Raw genomic sequence first — 24,584 nt, 5'->3', positions numbered from 1 at the left:
AACGTGATGTTGGTATTTTGAGGCACGGGGATAACCCACCATGAGTTGTATGATTCGGATCCGCCAGCTTTACCCATCGCTGGCACAAAATGATCGCAAGCTGGCTGATTTTTTACTGGATCAGCCGGAAGAAGCGCGCCATCTGAGTTCACAGAAGCTGGCTGAGATGGCAGGCGTCAGCCAGTCAGGCGTGGTGAAATTCGCGCAGAAATTGGGATATAAAGGTTTTCCGGCGCTGAAGCTGGCGATGAGCGAATCTCTGGCATCGCCTAAAAACAGCCCACCGGTCACGGTACATAATCAGATCCTGAGCACCGACAGTCTGCAGGTGGTCGGAGAGAAACTGCTGGCGGAAAAACAGGCGGCGTTGCGCGCCACGCTGGATATCAACGGCGAGCCACGGTTGCAAATCGGATTGTCGATGCTGAGCGAGGCCAGAAAAATCGTGCTGACGGGGATCGGCGCATCAGGTCTGGTGGCGAAAGATCTGGCCTATAAGCTGCTGAAAATTGGCGTAACGGCCATCGCCGAATCAGACACCCATGTGCTTATCGCGACGGTTCAGGCACTGTCTAAAAAAGATTTACTGCTGGCGATTTCCTCCAGCGGCGAGCGCAGCGAGATTAATCTGGCGGCGCGGGTGGCCAGAGAAAGTGGGGCTAAAGTGCTGGCGATCACCGGTTTTACGCCGAATACGCTGCAACAACAGGCCGATCACTGCCTGTACACCGTTGCCGAATTGCCGGCGACCCGTGGTGCCGCGCTCTCTGCCACGACAGCGCAATATTCCCTGACCGATTTGCTGTTTGTGGCGCTGGTTCAGCAGGATACCGAGCATGCGCCGGAGCGTATCCGCCACAGCGAAGAGTTGGTAAAGAAGCTGATTTGATCAGGATCAGTTCAGACAAGGATAGGCGCTGGCGTGGAACCTACGCCAGCGCAATTCTGATATAATGCGCGCCCTGATTATTGAGAGATGAGACACATTATGGCCCTGCTGATCACACACAAATGCATTAATTGCGACATGTGCGAACCGGAGTGTCCGAATCAGGCGATCTCGATGGGCAACGAGATTTACGAAATTGACAGCGATCGCTGTACAGAATGTGTCGGCCATTACGATAAGCCGACCTGCCAGAGTGTCTGCCCGATCGATAATACGATTATCATCAATCCGCAACACACCGAATCCAACGAGCAGCTGTGGGATAAATTTGTGGTGCTGCATCACGCCGTGTAATCAGTTTTCGATAATCACGGTAGCACAGGCATAACGGCGTTCATCGGCCAGCGTCACGTGTACGGCTTTTACCCCGAGTTCCGCCGCCATTTCCGCCGCGCGGGCGTGAAAAATCAGCCCCGGTTTTCCCAGCACGTCGTTTACCACTTCGAACTGCTCAAACGCCAGACCGTTACGGATCCCCGTTCCCAGCGCTTTGGCGGCGGCTTCCTTCACGGCAAAACGTTTTGCCAGGAAGCGAACCGGCTGCTGATGCTGCTGATAAACAGCCCATTCGCTGGCGCATAAAATACGTTTTGCCAGCCGGTCGCCACTGCGTTCAATCACTGCTTCGATACGGGTTATCTCAACAATATCCGTACCTAAACCTAAAATAGTCATTAACGACGTGCTTCCCGCATCAGATTTTTCATCTCGCGCACTGCACCTGACAAACCATCAATCACGGCCTGACCAATAATCGCATGACCAATGTTCAGTTCGTGCATTTCCGGCATCGCGGCGATCGGCTGTACGTTGTGATATGTCAGCCCGTGGCCGGCATTCACTTTCAGCCCTTTACCTGCGGCGTACGCAGCACCTTGTTTGATGCGATGAAGTTCTGCCTCACGCTCAAGATCCGTCTTCGCTTCTGCGTAAGCGCCGGTATGAATTTCGATATAAGGGGCACCGACGGCAACCGCGGCATCGATCTGACGTAAATCCGCATCAATAAACAGAGAAACCAGAATACCGGCCTCACTCAGTCGCGACACGGCGACGGTCATTTTATCGATCTGTCCTGCAACGTCCAGACCGCCTTCCGTGGTCACTTCTTCACGCTTTTCCGGCACAAGACAGCAGAAGTGAGGAAGGATTTCACAGGCAATGCCAACCATCTCATCCGTCACTGCCATTTCGAGATTCATGCGGGTCTGAATAGTCTGACGCAGCAGGCGCACATCGCGATCGGTGATGTGGCGGCGGTCTTCGCGCAGGTGAACGGTGATGCCATCAGCACCCGCTTGTTCTGCAATAAACGCAGCCTGAACGGGATCAGGGTAAGCCGTACCGCGTGCATTACGCAGTGTCGCGACATGATCAATGTTAACGCCCAACAGCAACTCGGCCATAACAACTCCAGATTTTAGAATGGATTAATTTACGGGTGGATCAAAAAACCATTCCCGCAGTTTACACCCTTGAACGCTACGGCGTGTAGTGCGGGGGGTAAATTAGCTGGCAGAATTGTCAGAAGGTGCAACGGGTTTTTTAACCTGAAACTGGCGAAACAGCTCACGGCTTTTCAGTGGCTTACCGCCGAGATACGGCTTCAATGCGATGCGCGTAAAACGTTTGGCGGCACGCAAGGTAGCGACGTCGGGGAAATCACGGCTGGCAAGCGCCTTCAGGTCTTTGCCGGTGAAACTGGTATTATCGATAACCAGGCTGGCGATAAACCCTTTCTCTTCGCGATAACGGTAGGTCATGGTATCAGTGACTTCTTCGCCGCTGCCTGCACAATGCAGGAAATCGACGCCATAGCCAAGATGGTGCAATAGCGCGAGTTCAAACTGCCGCAAGGCATATTCCGGAGAGCCCGTGGCGCCCGCAAGATTTTGCAAACAATTGAGATAATCGAAGAATAACGAGGAGTAGTTAGCTTCCTGCTCAAGAACACGGGAAACCAGCTCATTGACATAGAGGCCGCTGTAAAGCATCAAACCAGACAGAGGAAGTGCGAGAGACACCGGCTCGGCGTTACGCAGGGTTTTCACTTCTCCCCGCCCGCTCCAGCGAACCAGTAATGGCGTAAAAGGCTGCAGGCAGCCTTTCAGATTGGACCGGCGGCCACGCGCACCTTTAGCCAGTATGCGCACCCGCCCTTGTCCCTCAGTGAATAAATCCAGCATGAGACTGGTTTCACTGTAAGGTCGCCCATGCAAAACAAATGCGCGTTGCCAGCCTTCCATAGGCGCGGACCTTATTATAAGTCGTCTACATAACCCAGGCTACGCAGCGCACGTTCATCATCTGCCCAGCCGGATTTGACCTTAACCCACAATTCAAGATGAACCTTCGCTTCAAACATGTTTTCCATGTCCTGGCGTGACTCGATACCGATCGTCTTGATTTTTGAGCCTTTATTACCAATAACCATTTTTTTCTGGCCTTCACGTTCTACCAGAATCAGGCCATTGATATCGTAACCGCCACGCTCGTTACTCACGAAACGTTCAATTTCAACGGTCACTGAGTAAGGCAGCTCTTCGCCGAGGAAACGCATCAGTTTTTCACGGATGATTTCAGAAGCCATAAAGCGCTGTGAACGGTCAGTAATGTAATCTTCAGGGAAGTGATGAATCGCTTCCGGCAGACGCTTACGAACAATGCTGGCAATGGTATCCACGTTGATACGTTTTTCCGCCGACATTGGGACGATATCGATGAAGTTCATCTGCTCGCTGAGGAACTGCAGGTGCGGCAACAGCTTCGATTTGTCAGTGACATTATCGATTTTGTTGATCGCCAGCAGCACCGGCGCTTTGATATCGCGCAGTTTGTTCACGACCATTTCGTCGTCAGGCGTCCAATGGGTGCCTTCAACAACAAAAATAACCAACTCAACATCACCGATGGAACTGCTCGCAGCACGGTTCATCAGGCGGTTAATCGCCCGCTTTTCTTCCATGTGCAGCCCCGGGGTATCAACATAGATGGCCTGATATGGGCCTTCAGTGTGGATCCCCATGATACGGTGACGGGTGGTTTGCGGTTTACGCGAAGTAATGGAGATTTTCTGCCCCAGTAATTCGTTCAGCAAGGTTGATTTGCCGACGTTTGGTCGGCCAACAATGGCTATAAAACCACAGTAATTCTTTTCTTCGCTCATTCAAGCTCCAGCTGTATCAGCGCTTGTTCCGCTGCCGCCTGCTCGGCTTTTCTGCGACTTGAGCCGGTTCCTACAACCGGTTGGCTCAAGCCACTGACCTGGCAGTGGATGGTAAACTCTTGGTCGTGCGCTTCACCGCGAACCTGCACAACCAGATAAGAAGGCAACGGCAGATGACGACCTTGCAAAAACTCCTGTAAACGGGTTTTTGGGTCTTTCTGCTTATCACCGGGACTGATTTCGTCTAAACGACTACGGTACCAATCGAGAATCAGCTTTTCGACGTTCTGGATATCACTGTCCAGGAACACGCCGCCAATGAGTGCCTCCACCGTATCCGCAAGAATTGACTCACGGCGGAAACCACCACTTTTTAATTCGCCCGGCCCTAAACGCAAGCATTCACCGAGATCGAATTCACGTGCCATTTCAGCTAACGTATTTCCACGAACCAGCGTGGCTCGCATACGACTCATATCGCCCTCGTCAACACGAGGAAAACGTTGGTACAACGCGTTAGCAATCACATAACTAAGAATGGAATCACCCAGGAACTCTAAACGCTCATTGTGTTTACTGCTTGCGCTGCGGTGAGTCAGTGCCTGCAATAGAAGTTCCTGCTGTTGAAAAGTGTAGCCCAGCTTCCGCTGAAGCCTGTTTATTACGATGGGATTCATGAGTTACCAATAGATCAAGAATGCGTCAAAAACTTCAGCATACGGAACAGGCCTGCTTCGCCCTAAGCCAATCCAAAGCTGTTTCGTTTGCAGTGGCTCTCAGTGCTTTTTAATAAAAAATTAAAATCAGGAGAGCCAACTTTTATCGCCCGAAGGGTTATTCTACAACGTGTGGACATTTAATGCTGCGCTAATGTGCCCGCGATCACTGAAGTTGCAGGGGTATTATCCTCCTGCAACTCGAATAACTCAGGGGCAGCAACACGCGTTAATGAATTCCACCGATACGGCTTAAACGAACGCCGGTAGGCCATTCACCTTCCTGTTTTTTAAAGCTCATCCAAATAGCAGACGCTTTACCCACTAAATTCTTTTCTGGCACAAAGCCCCAATAACGGCTGTCTGCGCTGTTATCACGGTTATCGCCCATCATGAAATAATGGCCGGCAGGGACAACCCAGGTGCCCATTGGCTGCCCTGGTTGGCGGTAATAAGCACCCAACTGGTCACGTGCGCCAGGCACAGTCAGAATATGGTGCGTCACATTTCCCAGTGTTTCATTGAACTGCACCAAACGGACGCCGTCCTGAGGAACATTCGCCGTTGGCGGTGTTTCAAAGAAGCCACTGCTTGCTTCGCCACCCGAAGACTGCCCAAATGTCTGAACGAAATCACTGGCAACGCCGGTGTCGTAAGTCACGGCCAGCGCGGTATTACAATTACTGCCGCTCTGACAGGCTGGCTGAATAGTCACTTGCTTACTGAAAGGATCGTAAGTCACACGATCACCCGGCAAGCCCACCAGACGTTTAATATAGTCCACCTTGGTATTCAGCGGATATTTGAACACCACCACGTCGCCACGTTTCGGCTCGCCCGTTTCGATAAGTTTAGTCTGAGTAATAGGATCTTTCAGACCGTAGGCATATTTTTCTACCACGATGAAATCGCCGATCAACAGCGTAGGCATCATGGAGCCTGACGGGATCTGGAAGGGTTCATAAATGAATGAACGCACCACAAACACGACGAGCAAAACCGGGAATACTGAAGCACAGGTTTCTACCCAACCTGGCTGCTTCGCCACCTTGTTCAGCGTTGTATCGTCAACGGCACCGCCGGTTTCGGCCTTAATTTTCGCAATTTTAGCCCGACGAGCGGGTGCCAGTTTAAAACGATCAAGGCACCAAATAATCCCTGACACCAGCGTTGCAATCGCCAGAACCAGGGCAAACATGTTAGCCATGCATACTCCCTACAACTCAATTAAGGATTTATTTATTGCCGTCTTTGCCCACATGGAGAATGGCCAGGAACGCTTCCTGAGGCAACTCGACGTTACCCACTTGCTTCATGCGTTTCTTACCATCTTTCTGTTTCTGCAACAGTTTTTTCTTACGACTTACGTCACCGCCGTAGCACTTAGCCAAAACGTTTTTACGTAACTGTTTAACCGTTGAGCGGGCGATGATATGTGCACCAATCGCCGCCTGGATAGCAATATCAAACTGCTGACGCGGGATGAGCTCCTGCATTTTCTCAACCAACTGGCGACCGCGACCTTGTGAGTTACCACGGTGAGTAATCAGCGCCAGGGCATCCACACGTTCGCCGTTGATTAGAACATCAACACGTACCATGTCAGAAGCCTGAAAACGTTTGAAATTGTAATCAAGTGAAGCATAACCGCGGGACGTTGATTTCAGACGGTCAAAGAAATCAAGAACCACTTCCGCCATAGGGATCTCGTAGGTCAGCGCAACCTGGTTGCCGTGGTAAACCATGTTGGTCTGAACACCACGTTTCTCAATGCACAGCGTAATGACGCTACCCAGATATTCCTGAGGCATCAGCATGTGGCATTCAGCAATAGGTTCACGCAGTTCCTGAATATTATTCAGCGCTGGAAGTTTAGACGGGCTGTCCACGTAAATGGTTTCGTTACTTGTGGTCACCACTTCGTAAACTACCGTCGGAGCCGTGGTGATCAGGTCTAAATCGTATTCACGTTCGAGACGTTCCTGAATGATTTCCATGTGCAGAAGACCCAGGAAACCAATACGGAAGCCGAAGCCTAACGCTGTAGAACTTTCTGGTTCATAGAACAGAGAAGCATCGTTCAGGCTGAGTTTGCCCAGCGCGTCACGGAAGTTTTCATAATCGTCGGAGCTGACCGGGAACAGACCGGCATAAACCTGTGGCTTCACTTTCTTAAAACCAGGCAGGACTTTATCCGCAGGATTACGTTGCAGTGTCAGAGTATCGCCCACCGGTGCGCCGAGGATGTCTTTAATCGCACATACCAGCCAGCCCACTTCACCACAATTAAGAATATCTTTATCAACACGTTTTGGCGTGAAAATACCCAGACGGTCGGCGTTATAGACCTGTCCGGTACTCATCACTTTAATCTTGTCGCCTTTTTTCATGGTGCCGTTTTTGATACGCACCAGAGAGACGACACCAAGATAGTTATCGAACCAGGAGTCGATGATCAGAGCCTGTAAAGGCGCGTCAGGGTCGCCCTCTGGCGGGGGAACATCACGCACCAGACGTTCGAGCACTTCAGGGACACCAACACCGGTTTTTGCGGAACAACGCACCGCATCCGTCGCATCGATACCCACGATATCTTCGATTTCCTGAGCAGCACGATCGGGATCGGCGGCTGGCAGGTCGATTTTGTTCAGAACAGGAACGACTTCCAGATCCATTTCCATCGCGGTGTAGCAGTTAGCCAGGGTCTGAGCCTCTACGCCCTGCCCTGCATCCACGACCAGCAACGCGCCTTCACACGCCGCCAGTGAACGGGAAACTTCATAAGAGAAGTCAACGTGGCCCGGCGTGTCGATAAAGTTCAGGTGATAGACCTGACCATCTTTCGCTTTGTAATCGAGGGTCACGCTTTGGGCTTTGATGGTGATGCCACGCTCGCGCTCCAGATCCATCGAGTCGAGGACCTGCGATTCCATTTCACGGTCGGACAACCCACCGCAAATTTGAATAATACGGTCGGACAGCGTCGACTTACCGTGGTCAATGTGGGCAATAATGGAGAAATTTCGTATATGCTTCATTATAAAAGTTTTTCTGCCTTGGTATTTCTGGATCATTCGCCATGAACATACAGCGACGGTTTGTAGGTTGGCTGTCTTTCGCCTGAGTCGCAGCATTCTACATGCCAGCACTGTGAAAACCTAGTCTCGACATCCCCTAAGTCCAGATTATGCAAGCTTTGCCAACAGGCTGAACTCACATTGACAGCGGATCCCTCCTGCCAGCTTCCCTGAAAGGGACCTCACGATTTTACTGCGAACCTCTGCGCATCACGCTAAGACAACATACGCTTTAGGAAAATGCCCATATACAAAATGCATTATTAAAACCTAATATGTTGTTATAAAAAGAAAATATGATTTCAAAAATATCATTCAACTGCCCCATTCTTCCTTAAGCATCTTTTATTTTTTAACTCAATCCGGTCACAAGGTTATCATCATGATCAATGAAGGGCGGCTGCTCAGTCAGCATGGCTTTGCCAAAGCCAACTCGTGGATCACTCTGGTCCTGTCAATTCTCTTACTGGTCGCCGGAGCAGTGCAACTTGCCTTACTGCTGACCGTTGATCACTCAACTAACAGTCTCTACAGCGTTTTCTTTACTGCACTGCTGAGTATTGCGCTGGGCGTTGTGCTGATCTTTTTACGACGCCTGATCAGGCCTCAGCAAATATATCAGCTACATGAAAATGGCATTTTGGTTATAAGTCAGGAAGATAAGAAAAACAGGTTCATCCCTTTTGAAAGGATTATGGATATATATCGTTTCAGGACGGGAAAATATACGCGACGGATTTTAAATACCATGCTGTTTCGCGAAGAAAATAGCAGAATCTGGCACCGTATCACCCCAAATATTGCGAACTCAGAACGGTTAATCGAGATCATTAAAACCGAACAACTGATTTTTCGGGGCCCGTGGGCATTAAATACTCTGGCTCAGGGCGGGGATATCCATTTCACCAGCATGACCCATTCACACTGCGGCTTAAAACAGTTTTTCAGTAATAAGCTTATGATGATGAATGAGAAAAAAATCAGACTTAGCGCGCTGGCACTCAATGCAGATGGCGGTAAAACAGTACCGATAGAGGATATTCAGTTTATCAGTGGTGGCAGCAACAGTCCGCTGGTCAGACTGCTCGATAAACATGGCAGAATTTTGTTCTCCGTGCCCTACACATCATTGTCCAGCGCCGATCTTTTTATCGCACTGATCGAACATATGATTCAGAACCGGATCCCGGTCAGGCATTAGAGTGAGAATATAAAGGCCGTTATATCACCCGATATAACAGCCTCAAATCAGGAAGGAAGTTGCTGATCGTGATCTGTGGCATAACGGAATGCATTGGGGGGAAGACCCACCTGCAAAATAACGGGCTGATAACCTGACTTGCCATCGACTTTAGCTGCCAGGGTTTTAGCAATCAAAAAACCAAGCCCGCCGCCAAGTACCGCCCCAACCACTGCGTAAACATCCGCGTTCATCAGTGACTGCAGCACACCGCCACCCAGTATCACACCAAACAGCGGCGTCATATACACCAGAAAAGCAGAACGCAGCAGACTTCCTTCAGGAATACCCAGTTCGACTTTTTGCCCTGGCTCAAGGCGTTCAGAGATGTTGACCTGCAAATTATGTTCAGTTTGCGGCCCTAATTCGTTGAGCACACGGGCACCACAGCCTGACCGTGAATGGCAACTACTGCACCCCGCCTGCGTTTCGCAACGCAGTGTAGCAATGCCGTCTTGCCACGAAACCACCGTGGCCCATTCTTTCATCATGTGATCACCCGAAAATTCTTTAGTAGAAAGCGTTATTTTGCAGCGAAGACTATGCTGTCAGCAACACGTTTGGCCGTTGAAGGCGGTAATTCACCCACAACCGTGATTTCATTTCCATTACGTATTTCTGTTTGCACTGTTCTTCGCCCCTGCCTGATCAACTGCTCAGAAGGGCCATTGGTGGTTGCACTGACGTTAACAGAGAAACTGAAAAGCCCATCAGTATACAAACGAGACTCTATCGTCACCGGCATATTTGGCAAGGTTCTGCGACTGCTCGCCACTTCGGTGACACCCGCCGGAAGCCATTTAACCTGCCATGCAAATTTCACCTGCTCGGAAGCAGGTAAGGAAAGCACAGGAGGCAGATTTGCTTTCTCGAGATCGCCTAAGGAGGTGATGACTTGTTTATCAGCGTCGCTGAAACTGATGACCCGGAATTGTTCGAGCGTTTCACCATCGCGATCCAACAGATCAACGCGCATCGGCAATTTCGTTTCTTCATCCACCCAAATCACATAGCTAAAACGAGTTCCATCGCGAGAAACGACGCGGATGACCTGACTCAAACGGTCAGCGGCACGCGCACGTCCTACGGCGATAAAATCGTAATATTTTGAGAGCAGGGAGAAATCACTGAAAACAATTGAAGGCAGCGAATCAACGATATGATCGCCATCCAGGGTGAAGGGTTGTAACCCGGTTTCAAAGTAGCTGATGTCTTTTCCACGCTGGACAATTTCACGGCGCGGACCATCCATCAACACTAACTGAGCCAGAGAGCTTCGGTTAGATATAGCATGACGATAGCGATAGGAATCAATTCCTTGCTTCGTGATGTTGATGAAACCCATTTCATAATTCAGCGACTGGCTGGCCTTGCCCATCTCTTGTAATAAAGCCTCGGTAGGTGATTCAGCCGAGGCGATACCAGAAGAAAGCAGGCCGCCTGTCACTAAACAAACGGCAAACCAAATTTGCTTCATTACTGCGTTTGCGTTCCTAAAGACTGATTTCCAGGGACCTGAACAGCGGCTTGCTGTGGAGTAACAGGCTCAAGTTGTAGCTGCTCAGAGTGCAAGCGGCGCTGCAATTCGTAGTCCTGCAACATAGCGTTGATACGCTTGCGTTGTTCCTGCACGTTCTGTTGCCCGCTGGCCGAGTTACCTTCGCTTGGTACACCGAAGCTGACAGGGGAAGCTTTGCCCATCATAGGCAGGGTATTGAACGCCGGGGTTTCTGGCGAAGCACCGGTAGCGTCAGGCTGATTGTAGTGCTGAACACCGACAATCACCGCCAGCGACACACAGGCTGCGACACCGACCTGAGTCAGCTGGCTTGCCCAAGGGCGCACCTTCTGCCAGAACGGCATTTTTTGCCAGGTATGAGGTTGAGGTTGCGATTCGGTTGCAGAGCCAGGCACCAGTTTAACCGGTTCGTTTGCCAGCGCAGCGGCCACACGATCTGCGATATCCAGATGCACCACATTCCCAATATCACCACGCAAGGTATCGCGTATCAAATGATAACTCTGCCAGTTTTGTTGAAGCGCACGGTCTGTTGATAACGAACTTAACAGTTCGGAATCAATGGCTTCACCATCCATCAGAGCGGAAAGCTTTTCTTTCTGCATGCCTAAGTACCCTTCCTGTGTCCGTCATCTCTAACGCTGGATGAGCGGTTGAACTTTGTTATCAATTGCTTCCCGGGCACGGAATATTCGGGATCGTACCGTACCCACCGGACAGTCCATGATGGTCGCTATCTCTTCGTAGCTTAATCCATCCAGCTCCCTCAGAGTAATCGCCATGCGAAGATCTTCCGGGAGTGCTTCAATAGTACGGAAAACTATTTGCCGTAACTCTTCTGACAACATCAAGTTCTCAGGGTTCGATATTTCTTTCAGGGCGCCGCCACTTTCGAAATTTTCGGCTTCGTTTGCATCCACATCACTCGATGGTGGACGCCGTCCCTGAGCGACTAAATAATTTTTCGCTGTATTGACTGCAATTCGATACAGCCAGGTATAAAAAGCACTGTCGCCACGGAAAGATTCCAGTGCACGATAGGCTTTAATGAAAGATTCCTGAACCACATCAGGCACATCGCCCTGTGGCACGTAGCGGGATACCAGGCTCGCTACCTTATGCTGGTAACGGATAACCAGTAAATTGAACGATTTTTGATCACCCTTCTGGACCCGCTCAACCAGAACTTGATCGGCTAACTGCTCGCTCATCCGAGGTAAAATCTCCCCAAAACTATCTCCGCGCATAAAGTCGTACTGCCAGCTTTCATCATTATATTCCTGAGCAAGTACTGCTTGGAGTTCACATGGAACCTTAAGTTCCACATCGCCATTGTTTTTTCTATTGAAGTCTCATGCCCGTGGCTTTTGCACGGAGGTTTAGGCTAACATGAATTTCCCTCTTCTTCTGCAAACATCATACGTTATGCAACCTTCATCTGAATTTGTTAGCGATGTATTGATAATCGGAAGTGGTGCTGCGGGCCTTTCTTTGGCTTTGCGACTTGCAGACCACTGTCACGTTACTGTTCTCAGTAAAGGCCCCCTCAACGAAGGTTCCACATTTTACGCTCAGGGTGGTATCGCCGCCGTTTTCGATGAAGCAGACAGCATTGCCTCACACGTCGAAGACACATTAATTGCTGGCGCTGGTTTATGCGATAAAGAAGCTGTTGAGTTTATCGCCAGCAATGCTCGCCATTGTGTTCAATGGTTAATCGACCAGGGAGTCCTGTTTGATACCGAAACGAACGCCAGCTCAGAAGAGCGTTATCACCTGACCCGGGAAGGTGGCCACAGCCACCGCAGGATCCTGCATGCTGCTGATGCAACAGGTAAAGAAGTAGAAACTACGCTGGTAAGTAAAGCAAGAGCGCACCCCAATATTTGTGTTAAGGAACGCTATAATGCGGTGGATTTAATTACCTCCAGCAAAGTTGGATTAGCCGGTACTCAGCGGGTGGTGGGCGCGTACGTCTGGAACCGTGATAAAGAGCATGTCGAGACGCTGCGAGCCAAAGCCGTCGTTCTGGCAACGGGCGGTGCAGCAAAAGTGTATCAGTACACCACCAATCCGGATATTTCCTCCGGCGATGGCGTTGCCATGGCCTGGCGCGCGGGCTGTCGTGTTGCTAATCTCGAATTCAACCAGTTTCATCCGACCTGCCTCTATCATCCTCAGGCACGCAATTTCCTTCTGACTGAAGCCTTGCGCGGCGAAGGTGCCGTGCTTAAACGCCCCGACGGCTCACGCTTTATGCCGGACTTTGATGCACGTGGCGAACTGGCTCCGCGCGATGTGGTTGCCAGAGCTATCGACCATGAAATGAAGCGTCTCGGCGCAGATTGTATGTATCTGGATATCAGCCACCGCCCACCGGAATTCATCAAACATCACTTTCCGATGATTGATGAAAAACTGAGCTCACTGGGCATTGATTTGACCAAAGAAGCGATTCCGATTGTTCCTGCAGCGCACTACACCTGTGGCGGCGTAATGGTTGATCAGCATGGGCGAACTGATCTTGACGGCCTCTACGCTATCGGTGAAGTCAGTTACACCGGTTTGCATGGCGCAAACCGTCTGGCCTCGAACTCCTTACTGGAATGCGTGGTTTACGGCTGGTCAGCGGCTGAAGATATCATCAAGCGCCTGCCTCACGTCAAACTGGCGAAAAACCTGCCGCAATGGGACGAAAGCCGTGTGGACAACTCCGATGAACAGGTCGTGATCCAGCATAACTGGCATGAGTTGCGCTTGTTTATGTGGGATTATGTCGGGATCGTGCGTACCACGAAACGCCTCGAACGCGCGCTGCGTCGCATCATGACCCTGCAACAGGAAATTGATGAGTATTATGCAAACTTCCGCATTTCAAATAACCTGCTCGAGTTGCGCAATCTGGTGTTAGTCGCCGAACTGATTGTGCGTAGCGCCATGGAACGTAAGGAAAGCCGCGGGCTGCACTACACCCTGGATTATCCTGATTTACAGGAAAATCCACAGCCAACCATCCTCCAGCCCTGATGGCGCGAAGTGCGAAGGAACGCACTTTTCTCATTTTTGCCTTTATTGCACTCTTCTCAGTAATTCAGATAAAAATCCGTGATCAATGCGCAAAATTCTTCGCTGTAGATCCCTTCAGATTTTCGCAGTGCCAGTTCTTGATCCCGCAATTCTGCGGGTTGCTTTGAGAGCGTGAGCAGCAGCCGGTTTAAAGGTTTACCCGGACGATCCCGTACGGCCATCCGCCAGTGGCTGAACCAGCCTTTCTGATGGGCCATGGTTTCAAATGCCATACCAATCTCATAAGGCAGCACAACGCTGAACACACCGTCAGGCGTGATGAGCTTTGCGGCGCACTCAAGCAGAGCATCGTGAGTCAGCGTTTCGGTATAGCGCGCCGCATTACGGGCCCCATCGCGGCAGGCCACTGCCGACTCAAAATACGGCGGATTGCTGACGATCAGGTCATAGGTTGCGGGGTGTGCTTCTGCAAAGAGATTGATATCCTGCTCAAACACAGCCAGCCTTTTCGCCCAGCAAGACTCATGGAAATTCTCAGCGGCCTGTCCGGCGGCTGCGGATTCCAGTTCAACCGCATCAATTTGCGTTTGCGGGCCGCTACGCTGTGCCAGCATCAACGCAATAAGACCGCTGCCGCAGCCGATATCCAGAATACGTCGTGCCTGCGTCACAGGAGCTGTAGCGCCCAGCAGGACACCGTCTGTACCCACTTTCATCGCACAACGGTCATGGGCGACAAAGAACTGTTTAAAGGTAAATCCATTACGTCGTAAAGGCTGAGTGGAACTGGCTTCTTTTGTCACTAATTTCACCGTAATTGCGCCTGCCATCAGGCCTGTGAACGAAAACTGACGTAGCATAGGGCAAAGAGATGCAGAGGAAAAGGCACACAAACCGCTTAAATAGGTGAAGATCGCGTCTAACACGTCTATAATCGGCGCCCCAAGTAGAGGTAGACCATGACTGTAACGAATTTTTCCGAACTCGAACTCGATGAACGCCTGTTAGACGCCTTAGGCGAAAAAGGCTATACCCGCCCGACTGTCATTCAGGCAGAGGCAATTCCGCCTGCAATGGACGGACGCGATGTGTTGGGTTCGGCTCCTACCGGCACCGGCAAAACAGCGGCATTCCTGTTGCCTGCATTGCAGCATTTGCTGGATTTCCCGCGTAAGAAATCTGGTCCGCCACGTATTCTGATCCTCACGCCAACGCGTGAACTGGCCATGCAGGTTGCCGATCAGGCTCGCGAACTGGCTAAGCATACCGATCTGGATATCGCAACGATCACCGGCGGTGTGGCTTATATGAACCACGCTGAAGTCTTCAGTGAAAACCAGGACATCGTCGTTGCGACGACCGGCCGTTTGCTGCAATACATCAAAGAAGAAAACTTCGATTGCCGCGCCATTGAAACGCTGATCCTTGATGAAGCCGATCGCATGCTGGACATGGGTTTTGCTCAGGATATCGAAACGATTTCAGCCGAAGCACGCTGGCGTAAACAGACGTTGCTGTTCTCCGCAACGCTTGAAGGGGAAGCCATCCGTGAATTCGCCGAACGTATCCTGACCGAGCCGGTCGAGATCGAAGCCGATCCGTCACGTCGCGAGCGCAAGAAGATCCTGCAATGGTATTACCGCGTCGATGATGTGCCACACAAAACACAGATGTTGATCCACCTGCTCAAACAGGAAGATGTCACTAAATCAGTGATCTTCGTGCGTAAGCGTGAACGTGTACACGAGCTGGTTGCATGGCTGCGTGAAGCAGGGATCAACTCCTGCTATCTGGAAGGCGAGATGGTTCAGGTCAAGCGTACTGAAGCCGTTAAGCGCATGGTTGAAGACCGCGTGAACGTGCTCGTTGCCACCGATATCGCCGCGCGCGGTTTGGATATCAATGACATCAGCCACGTCTTTAACTTCGACCTGCCACTGACTGCGGATATCTATCTGCACCGTATTGGCCGTACCGGCCGTGCGGGCCGTAAAGGCACAGCCATTTCATTCGTCGAAGCGCATGACCATCTGCTGCTGGGCAAAATTGGGCGTTATTTGAACGAGCCATTGAAAGCCCGCGTGATTGATGAACTTCGCCCGAAAACGAAAGCGCCAAGCGAGAAGACTACCGGTAAGCCATCGAAGAAAGTGTTGGCGAAGCGCAAAGAGAAGCAGAAAGCGTCGCAGGAAAAATCGAAAGTGAAAGTCAAAGTTCGCCATCGCGACAGTAAAAACGTCGGCAAACGCCGCGTAAAACCTGATGCTGCGAAAGACACGTCAAAATAAGTATCCGTTAATTAACTGATACTGATGAAAAAAAACCGCCTTTTCAGGCGGTTTTTTTATGGGCATCACACCCGGAAAACTCTTTAATTACAGGCTTTCTGTGAAGGTACGGGTGATAACGTCACGCTGCTGTTCTGCAGTCAGTGAGTTGAAACGTACCGCATAGCCGGAAACGCGGATAGTCAGCTGTGGGTATTTTTCAGGATGCTTCACAGCATCTTCCAGAGTCTCGCGACGCAGTACGTTTACGTTCAGGTGTTGCCCCCCTTCCACGCGTACAGTCGGTTGAATTTCCATTGGCACTTCACGGTATTCAAACTGGCCCAGTTCGCTTACAGCCACGATCTGGTCTTCCGCATAACCTGCTTTCGCACATACGCAGCGAGCTTCCGCTTTTTCATCATCCAGCAACCAGAAAGAGTTTTTCAGTGCTTCGTTGTTGGTTTTGGTAATTTGGATCCCGGTGATCATATATTGCCTCCATAATTGGCTACGATACTGTTAATTGATGGGTATCAGATTCTTACAGCAACCTGTTGTTCCTGCTCTCAGATATAACAGCACTACACCCCGCAATCTTTGACTAATATCAATCTTTTCAGTGTGGTCATTTCCTCATCACGGCATATTTATGTTTTACATCAATTTTTCCAAGCCTTTCGCTTAAATTATTTTTGTAAATTATCAATAAAATTTGCATACAAATCCTCAAGCCGCAGATAACTATGGGTAAAGGGAGGTGCGGGTTTCACTGTGATGAACGAGCAGGTAAGCTACGCCCATCAAAATAACCTTAAAAAGGAGAGCGTCAATGTCCACCACTCTCACCTGGCATGACGTGATTGGTCAGGAAAAAGAAAAACCTTACTTCATTGATACATTGAAGTTTGTCGCAGCGGAACGGGCTGCGGGCAAGACCATTTATCCACCGCAACAGGATGTGTTTAATGCATTCCGTTCAGCGGAACTGGCGGATGTGAAAGTCGTCATTCTCGGGCAGGATCCTTACCACGGTCCGAATCAGGCTCATGGACTGTCATTTTCAGTGCGTCCCGGCATTCCTGCTCCTCCTTCGCTGGTGAATATGTATAAAGAGCTGGTGACCGATATTCCGGGGTTTGAGCGCCCTGGTCACGGCTACTTACAGAGCTGGGCCGATCAGGGCGTGCTGCTGCTCAACACGGTATTAACCGTGGAAGGCGGACAGGCACATTCACATGCCAAGCTGGGTTGGGAAACGTTCACCGATCGGGTCATTGCGGCGCTGAATGAAAATCGCGAAGGGATTGTCTTTTTACTCTGGGGTTCTCACGCGCAGAAGAAGGGCAATATTATCGACCGAAACCGTCATCATGTGTTGAAAGCGCCACACCCTTCCCCACTTTCTGCACACCGGGGGTTTCTGGGATGTAGGCATTTTTCACAGGCAAATGCTTTACTCGAACAACAAGACCTCGCGCCGATTAACTGGACGCCGGTATTACCCGATCAGGCATAAAAAAGAGGCACCCGCAAAGGTGCCTCTCTCATTAAATCAGTCTGTTGAAAACAGAATCAGGCTTTGGCTTTAGACACCGCAACCATCGCAGGACGTAACAGACGCCCATTCAGCGTATAACCCTTCTGCATCACCATGATAACGTGATTAGGTTCCAGCTCTTCGGATTCCATCATCGTCATCGCCTGGTGCAGTTCAGGGTTGAATGGCACGTGAATATCACCCACCACTTCCATACCGAACTTACGAACCGCATCCAGCATTGATTTCAGGGTCAGTTCTACCCCCTCAATCAGACCGGTCAGCTCAGGGTTAGATTTATCAGCCAAATCGATCGCACGTTCCAGGTTATCAATCACTGGCAGCAATTCGCCGGAAAATTTTTCCAGGGCGAATTTATGTGCTTTCTCAATATCCAGCTCGGTGCGGCGACGGACGTTTTCCACTTCCGCTTTAGCACGCAGCAGGCTGTCACGCTCACGCTGCTGGACTTCTTTCAGCTGTGCTTCTAATTCAGCAATGCGTTCATCGCGCGGGTCAACGACATCTGCCGCCTGAGTTTCCGCTTCCGCATGCAGCTCTTGTTCCTGATTCAGTTCTTCAGAGACTTGCTCGTCAGGTGTCTTATGTTCTTTACTACTCATGAATATCTCCGCGTTTTAGCATTAATCTTGCTAGTTGGCTTATTATGGGGATCAAAACCGGGGTTTCAAGGTTTGGTTTTGAATGAAACCGGTCATAATGCAGGAGTCATCACACCCTGCTGAGGATAACCACAGCGATGAATAAAAAATTTAAGTGCATTGGGATCGTCGGACACCCTCGCCATCCTTCCGCACTTGCCACCCACGAAATGCTCTATCACTGGCTAATTTCAAAAAATTATCAGGTGATTGTCGAGCGGCAGGTGGCGCAAGATTTAGCTCTTGAAGGCGCACAAACCGGTAGTCTGGCAGAAATCGGCAAATTAGCAGATCTGGCCGTGGTGGTGGGCGGCGACGGCAATATGCTGGGCGCAGCCCGCGTGCTGGCGCGTTACGACATCAAAGTTATCGGCATCAACCGCGGCAATCTGGGATTTTTGACCGATCTGGATCCCGATAACGCGTTACAGCAACTGGATGACGTTCTGCAGGGCGAATATATCAGCGAGCAACGCTTCCTGCTCGAAGCGATGGTGCGCTGCAAAGATCAGCAATGTCGTGTGAGCACGGCCATCAACGAAGTGGTTCTGCACCCCGGAAAAGTCGCACACATGATTGAATTTGAAGTCTATATCGACGACAAATTCGCGTTTTCACAACGTTCGGACGGGCTGATTATTTCAACACCGACCGGTTCGACCGCGTATTCGCTGTCCGGCGGCGGGCCAATCCTGACCCCGACTCTCGAAGCGATAGCGCTGGTGCCCATGTTCCCGCATACGCTCTCAGCCCGACCGCTGGTGATCAACAGCAACAGCACGATTTGCCTGCGCTTCTCGCACATGAGCACCGACCTGGAAATCAGTTGTGACAGCCAAATCGCGTTGCCAATTCAACCAGGCGAAGAAGTGGTGATCCGCCGCAGTGAGTTCCATTTAAACCTGATTCATCCGAAAGATTATAGCTATTTCAATACATTGAGCACTAAACTCGGATGGTCGAAAAAATTGTTCTGATCCCTAAAAAATAATTCGCCAGCCCCTTTACTGTATATAAAACCAGTTTATACTGTATGTAATTACAGGTCTGTTGTTATGTACAGGAAGGTGATCATGCTGGCGCAATTAACTATCAGTAACTTTGCTATTGTCCGTGAGTTAGAAATCGATTTTCATGCAGGGATGACGGCAATCACCGGGGAAACCGGTGCTGGTAAGTCCATTGCTATTGACGCGCTCGGACTTTGTCTGGGGAATCGCGCCGACGGCAGTATGGTACGCCTTGGCGCAAGCCGCGCAGATATCTGCGCGCGCTTTACCCTTGCCGACACCCCTTCCGCTAAAGTCTGGCTGGCAGAAAATCAGCTTGATGAAGGGCATGATTGCCTGCTGCGCCGTACAATCAGTAATGACGGACGCTCGCGTGGTTTTATCAATGGTACACCGGTGCCCCTGTCACAGTTGCGTGAGCTGGGTCAGCACCTGATTCAAATCCATGGCCAGCATGCTCATCAGCTTCTGCTCAAACCCGAGCATCAAAAACATCTGCTGGACGCCTACGCCGATCAACCTTTGCTATTGGCTGAAATGCGTCAGGCATATCACAACTGGCATCAGAGTTGCCGCCAGCTGGCGCTGTATCAGCAACAAATCAACGAACGTGAATCCCGCCGTCAGTTATTACAATATCAGCTGAAAGAGCTCAATGAGTTCTCACCACAAGCGGGTGAATACGAGCAAATCGATGAAGAGTACAAACGCCTGGCAAACAGTGGGCAGCTTCTCTCACTCAGTCAGAGTGCGCTGTACTTACTGGCGGATGGCGAAGACCAGAATATTGTCAGCCTGCTTTACACCGCTCGTCATCAACTCGCCGAACTGGCCGAGCTCGACAGCAAAATGAATGAGCTGATCGTCATGCTGGATGATGCCTCGATTCAAATCAGCGAGGCCAGCGACGAACTTCGCCACTACAGTGAACGTCTGGATATGGATCCAAACCGCTTGTTTGAACTTGAACAGCGCTTATCCCGCCAGATGAATTTAGCGCGCAAACATCATGTCCGCCCAGAGGAGTTACCCGAGCATCACCGCCAGTTACTCGAAGAACAGCAGGCGCTTGATGATCAGGAAACCAATCAGGCAGAACTGAGTGAGGCTGTCCAACATCATTATCAGCAGGCCATCGCGATTGCCGGGCAGTTGCACGAAAAACGTCAGTATTTTGCTGATGAGTTAACGCACCTGATCACGCAAAGCATGCAGGCATTGTCCATGCCGCACGGTAAATTTAAAATTCAGGTCCAGTTCGAGCCTGAGCATTTAAATATGGAAGGTGCTGATCGCCTTGAGTTCCAGGTCACTACCAATCCGGGTCAGCCATTGCAGGCTTTAGCCAAAGTGGCATCCGGCGGCGAGCTTTCACGTATCGCGCTGGCTATTCAGGTGATCACCGCGCAAAAAATGGAAACGCCGGCATTGATTTTTGATGAAGTAGATGTGGGTATCAGTGGTCCTACGGCTGCCATTGTAGGTCGCTTACTGCGTCAGTTAGGTGAATCAACACAGGTGATGTGCGTGACGCACTTACCGCAGGTTGCAGGTTGTGGTCATCAGCATTATTTTGTTAGCAAAGAAACCGACGGCGAAGTGACAGAAACGCAAATGAATCGCCTGGATAAAAAGGCGCGTTTGCAGGAACTGGCGCGTCTTCTGGGCGGAAGTGAAGTCACCCGAAACACCCTGGCTAATGCAAAAGAGTTGCTCGCAGCGTAAAAAGCTCAACTTTTTTACAGTTCAGCGGTCATACAGGTGCCCCGCAAAGGTTTCAAACTGATGAAAGGTCTATTATCATCGGCATCTTATGCCCTAAAGGAATGTAATGACTATGCGCTGTAAAACGCTAACTGCCGCCGCTGTAGCTCTTGTAATGCTTACTGCGGGCTGTTCCACTCTGGAAAAGGTGGTTTATCGGCCTGACATTAACCAGGGGAATTACCTGTCTCCTGCTGATGTTCAAAAAATTCACACCGGTATGACTAAGCAGCAGGTGGCTTATGTTCTTGGCACACCGATGCTGCACGACCCGTTTGGCAGCGATGTCTGGTTCTACGTGTTCCGTCAGGAACCGGGCCATGAAGGCGTCACTCAGCAAACCCTGACTCTGACCTTTAACGCATCAGGCACGCTGACTAATATCGATAACAAACCGACATTGTCCGACCAAAAATAATCGCCCGGTGTGATGGTCGTTGGTAATCACCAAACATCATCTTTCAGGGTAAAAAAATAAGGCGCCTGAGGCGCCTTATTTTTTGGAGCGTTCTGCGCGAATGCGCCGTAACTCTTTCGGGTCAGCAATCAGCGGCCTGTAAATTTCGATACGGTCGCCATCATTGACGATATCCGTCAGTTTCACCGGGCGACTGTAGATACCGAATTTGTTCTTTTTCAGGTCTATATCTTTGCGTAATTCAAGTAAGCCCGAGGCCTGCAGCGCATGTTCAACATTACACCCCTCTTCCAGCTTAACGGTTCTCAGATACTGACGCTCCGGTAACGCGTACACCACTTCAACACGGATCTCAGACACTGTAGACCTCTTTTGCCCTCAGGGTGAATGCCTGAACCATACTGCCAGCAAGTTCCTTAAAGATTTTACCGAATGCTAATTCGATCAGTTTATTCGTAAACTCAAAATCAAGGCTGAGCTGCACTTTACAGGCTTCCGGGCTAAGCTCGATAAAATCCCAGCCCCCGGTAAGCTTACGAAATGGACCATCAACCAGTTGCATATCAATACGCTTATTACTGATTAACGTATTCTTCGTCGTAAAGGTTTTGCTGATACCCGCCTTCGAGACGTCAACAGCGGCGGTCATCGACGTATCACTGTTATCCAAAATACGGCTACCAGTGCAACCCGGCAGAAACTGCGGGTAAGCATCAACATCATTCACTAACGTGTACATCTGCTCCACGCTAAACGGCACAAGCGCAGAACGACTTATCTGTGGCATATCATTTTCCAGGTGTCATAAAACGTACAGATAATACCATTTATCCGCCCGGTAATAAAAACTACGAAGCACAGTGAGCCAAAACAGGAAAAACCACAGTCTCAGACGCGTGGGGATTTCATTCGGCAACGCTTACAGTATAATAAGTATCACTATGACAAAGAAAAAAGCACATAAACCCGGTTCCGCGACTATCGCGATGAACAAACGCGCTCGCCATGAATATATCATCGAAGATGAATTCGAGGCGGGGCTTGCTTTGCAGGGATGGGAAGTCAAATCGATGCGCGCTGGTAAGGCAAACATCACTGACAGCTACGTCACATTCCGCGACGGTGAAGCCTTTTTGTTTGGCGCAACCATTCAACCTCTTAATGTGGCGTCGAGTCATATCGTCTGCGACCCTACACGTACAAGAAAATTACTGCTGAACAAACGTGAACTTGAAACGCTGTTCGGTAAAGTCAGTCGCGATGGCTACACCGTCGTCGCACTTTCCATGTACTGGAAAAATGCCTGGTCGAAAGTGAAAATCGGTCTGGCTAAAGGTAAGAAAGAGCACGACAAGCGCGATGACATTAAAGATCGTGAGTGGAAAGTAGACAAAGCACGTATCATGAAGCACGCAAATCGCTAAGTCTCTGGCTTAGCTTGGTGTTTTGCTGGTATACTGCGAAATAGTACTTGGGGCTGATTCTGGATTCGACAGGATTTGCGAAGCCCAAGGAGCATGCCGAGGGGCGGTTGGCCTCGTAAAAAGCCGCAAAAAAATAGTCGCAAACGACGAAAACTACGCCCTAGCAGCTTAATACCCTGCTTAGAGCCCTCTCTCCCTAGCCTCCGCTCTTAGGACGGGGATCAAGAGAGGTCAAACCCAAAAGAGATCGCGTGGACACCTTGCCTGGGGTGAAAGCGTTAAACCCAATCAGGATAGTTTGTTAGTGGCGTGTCCATCCGCAGCTAACCGGCGAATGTAAAGATTGGACTAAGCATGTAGTGCCGACGGTGTAGTAATTCTGGACGGGGGTTCAAATCCCCCCAGCTCCACCAAATAATGATCCGGGTATTACCAGATAAGTCCGGAGAAGTCCTGAAAGCCCGCATCCCTTCTAGGTTTGCGGGCTTTTTTGTGTCTGTAGAAGTCCGAGAAGATCCGCCCGAAACCGGCGTCTATTGGTATACGAATTGGTATACGCTAAGATATATACCAATAAACGTATACCAATTAGGGAAGATCCTTGCATGGCGCGGACTACACGCCCCCTCACCCACACCGAAGTACAAAAAGCCAAAGCCACCGATAAAGACCTCACCTTGCATGACGGTGACGGACTCTTTCTCCTGGTCAAAACCACCGGTAAGAAAATTTGGCGCTTTCGCTATCAGGTGCCTGGCACTTCAAAACGCACAATGATTAGCCTCGGCGCTTATCCTGCCCTTTCACTTGCTGATGCCAGAGAAGTGCGTGCAGAAAAGCTTGCGATGTTAGTCAAAGGAATTGATCCACAAGCAAGAGCTGGGGAAGAAGCTGAGAAGCTGCAAATCGCTCAGGAAAGCATTTTCGTAAATGTTGCCCGTAAGTGGTTCGAGCTGAAGCAAAGTCACGTTAGCGCAGACCACGCTAAAGATATCTGGCGTTCCATTGAGAAAGACATCCTGCCAAGTATTGAATATGTTCCTGTTCAGGAGCTGAAAGCACGCACTTTGATCCAAGTGTTGGAACCAATCAAAGCACGCGGAGCATTAGAGACGGTCAGGCGGTTGGTTCAGCGCATCAACGAGATAATGATTTATGCGGTGAATGTTGGACTGATTGAGGCAAACCCAGCTTCAGGTATTGGTAATGCTTTCGAGCGCCCGAAGAAGCAGCATATGCCGACCATACGGCCTGAAGAACTGCCCAAGCTAATGCGCACAATAGCTATGAGTAATTTATCAGTACCAACTCGCTGTCTGCTTGAGTGGCAGTTACTGACGCTCATACGCCCCGCTGAAGCTTCAGCAACAGCTTGGGCAGAGATCGATATAGAGAACAAGCAGTGGTGTATTCCGGCAGAACGGATGAAGGCAAAGCGCGAGCATATCGTTCCCTTATCAGAACAAGCTTTAGAGCTGCTGGAAATCATGCGCCCAATCAGTGGCAATCATCAGTACGTATTCCCTAGCCGTAATGATCCGCGCAAGCCAATGAATAGCCAAACGGCAAATGCCGCTTTGAAACGTATTGGTTATGGTGGAAAATTAGTCGCACATGGTCTACGTTCTATTGCTAGTACAGCAATGAATGAAGCTGGTTTAAATGCTGATGTAATTGAAGCATCCCTAGCCCATTATGATAGAAACGAAGTAAGACGAGCCTACAATCGCTCAGTTTATCTAGAGCAACGTAAAGAGTTGATGGATTGGTGGGCATTATTAATTAAAAATTATAAAATGAGCTGA

General features: G+C 50.1%; 27 protein-coding genes and 1 other RNA gene. 12 read left to right on the top strand and 16 right to left on the bottom strand.

What is annotated here, in order from left to right; genetic code table 11:
- Positions 1-40 precede the first annotated feature (40 nt).
- Positions 41-889: a MurR/RpiR family transcriptional regulator gene (locus ABSH60_RS14355; RefSeq protein WP_122096037.1), complete on the top strand. Its 849-nt coding sequence runs from the start codon at positions 41-43 to the stop codon at positions 887-889.
- A 99-nt stretch (positions 890-988) separates the two neighbouring features.
- Positions 989-1,243, top strand: a complete 255-nt coding sequence (locus tag ABSH60_RS14350) for a YfhL family 4Fe-4S dicluster ferredoxin (protein ID WP_056770866.1) — start codon at positions 989-991, stop codon at positions 1,241-1,243.
- Here ABSH60_RS14350 and acpS read toward each other — a convergent pair whose 3' ends face one another.
- The 7 genes from acpS to lepA all read right to left on the bottom strand — a co-directional run bounded on the left by acpS (position 1,244) and on the right by lepA (position 7,869).
- The gene (gene acpS / locus ABSH60_RS14345) at positions 1,244-1,624 is read right to left on the bottom strand and encodes a holo-ACP synthase (protein ID WP_056770863.1); all 381 of its coding nucleotides are present in this window, start codon (positions 1,622-1,624) and stop codon (positions 1,244-1,246) included.
- On the bottom strand, positions 1,624-2,355 hold the full coding sequence (pdxJ, locus tag ABSH60_RS14340; protein ID WP_056770860.1) for a pyridoxine 5'-phosphate synthase: 732 nt from the start codon (positions 2,353-2,355) through the stop codon (positions 1,624-1,626). Before pdxJ ends, acpS begins: the two co-directional genes overlap by 1 nt.
- A 102-nt stretch (positions 2,356-2,457) precedes the next feature.
- A complete protein-coding gene (gene recO / locus ABSH60_RS14335) occupies positions 2,458-3,195 on the bottom strand; it encodes a DNA repair protein RecO (protein ID WP_056770858.1) in 738 nt (245 codons plus the stop codon).
- Between the two features lie 14 nt (positions 3,196-3,209).
- The gene (era, locus tag ABSH60_RS14330) at positions 3,210-4,115 is read right to left on the bottom strand and encodes a GTPase Era (protein WP_056770854.1); all 906 of its coding nucleotides are present in this window, start codon (positions 4,113-4,115) and stop codon (positions 3,210-3,212) included.
- Positions 4,112-4,792 (bottom strand): ribonuclease III, encoded by a 681-nt coding sequence (gene rnc / locus ABSH60_RS14325; protein WP_056770851.1) that lies wholly within the window; start codon positions 4,790-4,792, stop codon positions 4,112-4,114. Before rnc ends, era begins: the two co-directional genes overlap by 4 nt.
- A 268-nt stretch (positions 4,793-5,060) precedes the next feature.
- Positions 5,061-6,038 carry a signal peptidase I gene (lepB, locus tag ABSH60_RS14320; protein ID WP_390974499.1) on the bottom strand — a complete coding sequence of 326 codons (978 nt, stop codon included), beginning with the start codon at positions 6,036-6,038 and terminating at the stop codon, positions 5,061-5,063.
- A 28-nt stretch (positions 6,039-6,066) separates the two neighbouring features.
- Positions 6,067-7,869, bottom strand: coding sequence for a translation elongation factor 4 (gene lepA / locus ABSH60_RS14315; protein WP_056770843.1), 1,803 nt, complete (start codon positions 7,867-7,869; stop codon positions 6,067-6,069).
- A gap of 421 nt (positions 7,870-8,290) precedes the next feature.
- Between lepA and ABSH60_RS14310 the strand changes: the two genes are divergently transcribed.
- Entirely contained in the window at positions 8,291-9,109 is an 819-nt protein-coding gene (locus tag ABSH60_RS14310; RefSeq protein WP_390974497.1) for a hypothetical protein, read from the top strand.
- Positions 9,110-9,156: 47 nt separating this feature from the next.
- On the opposite strand, the gene rseC is transcribed toward ABSH60_RS14310, so the two are convergent.
- From rseC to rpoE, 4 genes are read right to left on the bottom strand one after another with little or no spacing between them, the layout of a single operon-like run.
- A complete protein-coding gene (gene rseC / locus ABSH60_RS14305; RefSeq protein ID WP_056770836.1) occupies positions 9,157-9,639 on the bottom strand; it encodes a SoxR-reducing system protein RseC in 483 nt (160 codons plus the stop codon).
- A gap of 32 nt (positions 9,640-9,671) precedes the next feature.
- A complete protein-coding gene (gene rseB / locus ABSH60_RS14300; RefSeq protein ID WP_183848759.1) occupies positions 9,672-10,625 on the bottom strand; it encodes a sigma-E factor regulatory protein RseB in 954 nt (317 codons plus the stop codon).
- Positions 10,625-11,272 (bottom strand): anti-sigma-E factor RseA, encoded by a 648-nt coding sequence (rseA, locus tag ABSH60_RS14295; RefSeq protein WP_056770831.1) that lies wholly within the window; start codon positions 11,270-11,272, stop codon positions 10,625-10,627. Before rseA ends, rseB begins: the two co-directional genes overlap by 1 nt.
- Positions 11,273-11,302: 30 nt before the next feature.
- The gene (gene rpoE / locus ABSH60_RS14290) at positions 11,303-11,878 is read right to left on the bottom strand and encodes an RNA polymerase sigma factor RpoE (RefSeq protein ID WP_056771962.1); all 576 of its coding nucleotides are present in this window, start codon (positions 11,876-11,878) and stop codon (positions 11,303-11,305) included.
- A gap of 214 nt (positions 11,879-12,092) precedes the next feature.
- Between rpoE and nadB the strand changes: the two genes are divergently transcribed.
- A complete protein-coding gene (nadB, locus tag ABSH60_RS14285; protein WP_183848757.1) occupies positions 12,093-13,694 on the top strand; it encodes an L-aspartate oxidase in 1,602 nt (533 codons plus the stop codon).
- 56 nt (positions 13,695-13,750) lie between these two features.
- Here nadB and ABSH60_RS14280 read toward each other — a convergent pair whose 3' ends face one another.
- Positions 13,751-14,524 carry a methyltransferase gene (locus ABSH60_RS14280; RefSeq protein WP_390974494.1) on the bottom strand — a complete coding sequence of 258 codons (774 nt, stop codon included), beginning with the start codon at positions 14,522-14,524 and terminating at the stop codon, positions 13,751-13,753.
- Between the two features lie 129 nt (positions 14,525-14,653).
- Between ABSH60_RS14280 and srmB the strand changes: the two genes are divergently transcribed.
- Positions 14,654-15,982, top strand: a complete 1,329-nt coding sequence (gene srmB / locus ABSH60_RS14275) for an ATP-dependent RNA helicase SrmB (RefSeq protein ID WP_056770826.1) — start codon at positions 14,654-14,656, stop codon at positions 15,980-15,982.
- Positions 15,983-16,069: 87 nt separating this feature from the next.
- On the opposite strand, the gene grcA is transcribed toward srmB, so the two are convergent.
- Positions 16,070-16,453: an autonomous glycyl radical cofactor GrcA gene (gene grcA, locus ABSH60_RS14270; protein ID WP_056770823.1), complete on the bottom strand. Its 384-nt coding sequence runs from the start codon at positions 16,451-16,453 to the stop codon at positions 16,070-16,072.
- Between the two features lie 340 nt (positions 16,454-16,793).
- Here grcA and ung point away from each other — a divergent pair, with 340 nt between their 5' ends.
- Entirely contained in the window at positions 16,794-17,480 is a 687-nt protein-coding gene (gene ung / locus ABSH60_RS14265) for a uracil-DNA glycosylase (protein WP_390974491.1), read from the top strand.
- 56 nt (positions 17,481-17,536) lie between these two features.
- On the opposite strand, the gene grpE is transcribed toward ung, so the two are convergent.
- A complete protein-coding gene (gene grpE / locus ABSH60_RS14260) occupies positions 17,537-18,124 on the bottom strand; it encodes a nucleotide exchange factor GrpE (protein ID WP_056770817.1) in 588 nt (195 codons plus the stop codon).
- A 137-nt stretch (positions 18,125-18,261) separates the two neighbouring features.
- On the opposite strand from grpE, the gene nadK reads away from it, so the two are divergent.
- The 3 genes from nadK (at position 18,262) to bamE (ending at position 21,355) form a co-directional block, all read left to right on the top strand.
- Positions 18,262-19,140, top strand: coding sequence for an NAD(+) kinase (nadK, locus tag ABSH60_RS14255; protein ID WP_056770813.1), 879 nt, complete (start codon positions 18,262-18,264; stop codon positions 19,138-19,140).
- Positions 19,141-19,236: 96 nt separating this feature from the next.
- Positions 19,237-20,898: a DNA repair protein RecN gene (gene recN, locus ABSH60_RS14250; RefSeq protein WP_162997860.1), complete on the top strand. Its 1,662-nt coding sequence runs from the start codon at positions 19,237-19,239 to the stop codon at positions 20,896-20,898.
- A gap of 112 nt (positions 20,899-21,010) precedes the next feature.
- Positions 21,011-21,355 carry an outer membrane protein assembly factor BamE gene (bamE, locus tag ABSH60_RS14245; protein WP_056770807.1) on the top strand — a complete coding sequence of 115 codons (345 nt, stop codon included), beginning with the start codon at positions 21,011-21,013 and terminating at the stop codon, positions 21,353-21,355.
- A gap of 75 nt (positions 21,356-21,430) precedes the next feature.
- On the opposite strand, the gene ABSH60_RS14240 is transcribed toward bamE, so the two are convergent.
- Positions 21,431-21,715, bottom strand: coding sequence for an RnfH family protein (locus ABSH60_RS14240; protein ID WP_136374701.1), 285 nt, complete (start codon positions 21,713-21,715; stop codon positions 21,431-21,433).
- On the bottom strand, positions 21,708-22,142 hold the full coding sequence (locus ABSH60_RS14235; RefSeq protein ID WP_056770801.1) for a type II toxin-antitoxin system RatA family toxin: 435 nt from the start codon (positions 22,140-22,142) through the stop codon (positions 21,708-21,710). Before ABSH60_RS14235 ends, ABSH60_RS14240 begins: the two co-directional genes overlap by 8 nt.
- Positions 22,143-22,296: 154 nt before the next feature.
- On the opposite strand from ABSH60_RS14235, the gene smpB reads away from it, so the two are divergent.
- From smpB to ABSH60_RS14220, 3 genes are all read left to right on the top strand, one after another.
- Entirely contained in the window at positions 22,297-22,779 is a 483-nt protein-coding gene (gene smpB, locus ABSH60_RS14230) for an SsrA-binding protein SmpB (protein ID WP_015698410.1), read from the top strand.
- Between the two features lie 49 nt (positions 22,780-22,828).
- Positions 22,829-23,192, top strand: a transfer-messenger RNA (tmRNA) gene (gene ssrA / locus ABSH60_RS14225).
- Between the two features lie 192 nt (positions 23,193-23,384).
- Positions 23,385-24,584 carry an integrase domain-containing protein gene (locus ABSH60_RS14220; RefSeq protein WP_390974488.1) on the top strand — a complete coding sequence of 400 codons (1,200 nt, stop codon included), beginning with the start codon at positions 23,385-23,387 and terminating at the stop codon, positions 24,582-24,584.

It is taken from the genome of Rahnella sp. R3(2024) (assembly GCF_042920125.1).
Lineage (GTDB): Bacteria > Pseudomonadota > Gammaproteobacteria > Enterobacterales > Enterobacteriaceae > Rahnella > Rahnella rivi.
Note: the sequence above shows the minus strand (reverse complement) of the source record. Positions and strands in the feature narration are given on the sequence as shown.

Bases quoted from the DNA above. Each gene is read 5' to 3' on its own strand.
- rpoE (WP_056771962.1), bottom strand. From the start codon at position 11,878: ATGAGCGAGCAGTTAGCCGATCAAGTTCTGGTTGAGCGGGTCCAGAAG.
- grcA (WP_056770823.1), bottom strand. From the start codon at position 16,453: ATGATCACCGGGATCCAAATTACCAAAACCAACAACGAAGCACTGAAA.
- nadK (WP_056770813.1), top strand. From the start codon at position 18,262: ATGAATAAAAAATTTAAGTGCATTGGGATCGTCGGACACCCTCGCCAT.
- ABSH60_RS14235 (WP_056770801.1), bottom strand. From the start codon at position 22,142: ATGCCACAGATAAGTCGTTCTGCGCTTGTGCCGTTTAGCGTGGAGCAG.
- smpB (WP_015698410.1), top strand. From the start codon at position 22,297: ATGACAAAGAAAAAAGCACATAAACCCGGTTCCGCGACTATCGCGATG.
- ABSH60_RS14310 (WP_390974497.1), top strand. From the start codon at position 8,291: ATGATCAATGAAGGGCGGCTGCTCAGTCAGCATGGCTTTGCCAAAGCC.
- rseB (WP_183848759.1), bottom strand. From the start codon at position 10,625: ATGAAGCAAATTTGGTTTGCCGTTTGTTTAGTGACAGGCGGCCTGCTT.
- ABSH60_RS14220 (WP_390974488.1), top strand. From the start codon at position 23,385: ATGGCGCGGACTACACGCCCCCTCACCCACACCGAAGTACAAAAAGCC.
- grpE (WP_056770817.1), bottom strand. From the start codon at position 18,124: ATGAGTAGTAAAGAACATAAGACACCTGACGAGCAAGTCTCTGAAGAA.
- bamE (WP_056770807.1), top strand. From the start codon at position 21,011: ATGCGCTGTAAAACGCTAACTGCCGCCGCTGTAGCTCTTGTAATGCTT.
- lepA (WP_056770843.1), bottom strand. From the start codon at position 7,869: ATGAAGCATATACGAAATTTCTCCATTATTGCCCACATTGACCACGGT.
- rnc (WP_056770851.1), bottom strand. From the start codon at position 4,792: ATGAATCCCATCGTAATAAACAGGCTTCAGCGGAAGCTGGGCTACACT.
- nadB (WP_183848757.1), top strand. From the start codon at position 12,093: ATGCAACCTTCATCTGAATTTGTTAGCGATGTATTGATAATCGGAAGT.
- pdxJ (WP_056770860.1), bottom strand. From the start codon at position 2,355: ATGGCCGAGTTGCTGTTGGGCGTTAACATTGATCATGTCGCGACACTG.
- ABSH60_RS14355 (WP_122096037.1), top strand. From the start codon at position 41: ATGAGTTGTATGATTCGGATCCGCCAGCTTTACCCATCGCTGGCACAA.
- rseC (WP_056770836.1), bottom strand. From the start codon at position 9,639: ATGATGAAAGAATGGGCCACGGTGGTTTCGTGGCAAGACGGCATTGCT.
- era (WP_056770854.1), bottom strand. From the start codon at position 4,115: ATGAGCGAAGAAAAGAATTACTGTGGTTTTATAGCCATTGTTGGCCGA.
- ABSH60_RS14280 (WP_390974494.1), bottom strand. From the start codon at position 14,524: ATGGCAGGCGCAATTACGGTGAAATTAGTGACAAAAGAAGCCAGTTCC.
- rseA (WP_056770831.1), bottom strand. From the start codon at position 11,272: ATGCAGAAAGAAAAGCTTTCCGCTCTGATGGATGGTGAAGCCATTGAT.
- acpS (WP_056770863.1), bottom strand. From the start codon at position 1,624: ATGACTATTTTAGGTTTAGGTACGGATATTGTTGAGATAACCCGTATC.
- srmB (WP_056770826.1), top strand. From the start codon at position 14,654: ATGACTGTAACGAATTTTTCCGAACTCGAACTCGATGAACGCCTGTTA.
- recO (WP_056770858.1), bottom strand. From the start codon at position 3,195: ATGGAAGGCTGGCAACGCGCATTTGTTTTGCATGGGCGACCTTACAGT.
- lepB (WP_390974499.1), bottom strand. From the start codon at position 6,038: ATGGCTAACATGTTTGCCCTGGTTCTGGCGATTGCAACGCTGGTGTCA.
- ung (WP_390974491.1), top strand. From the start codon at position 16,794: ATGTCCACCACTCTCACCTGGCATGACGTGATTGGTCAGGAAAAAGAA.
- ABSH60_RS14350 (WP_056770866.1), top strand. From the start codon at position 989: ATGGCCCTGCTGATCACACACAAATGCATTAATTGCGACATGTGCGAA.
- recN (WP_162997860.1), top strand. From the start codon at position 19,237: ATGCTGGCGCAATTAACTATCAGTAACTTTGCTATTGTCCGTGAGTTA.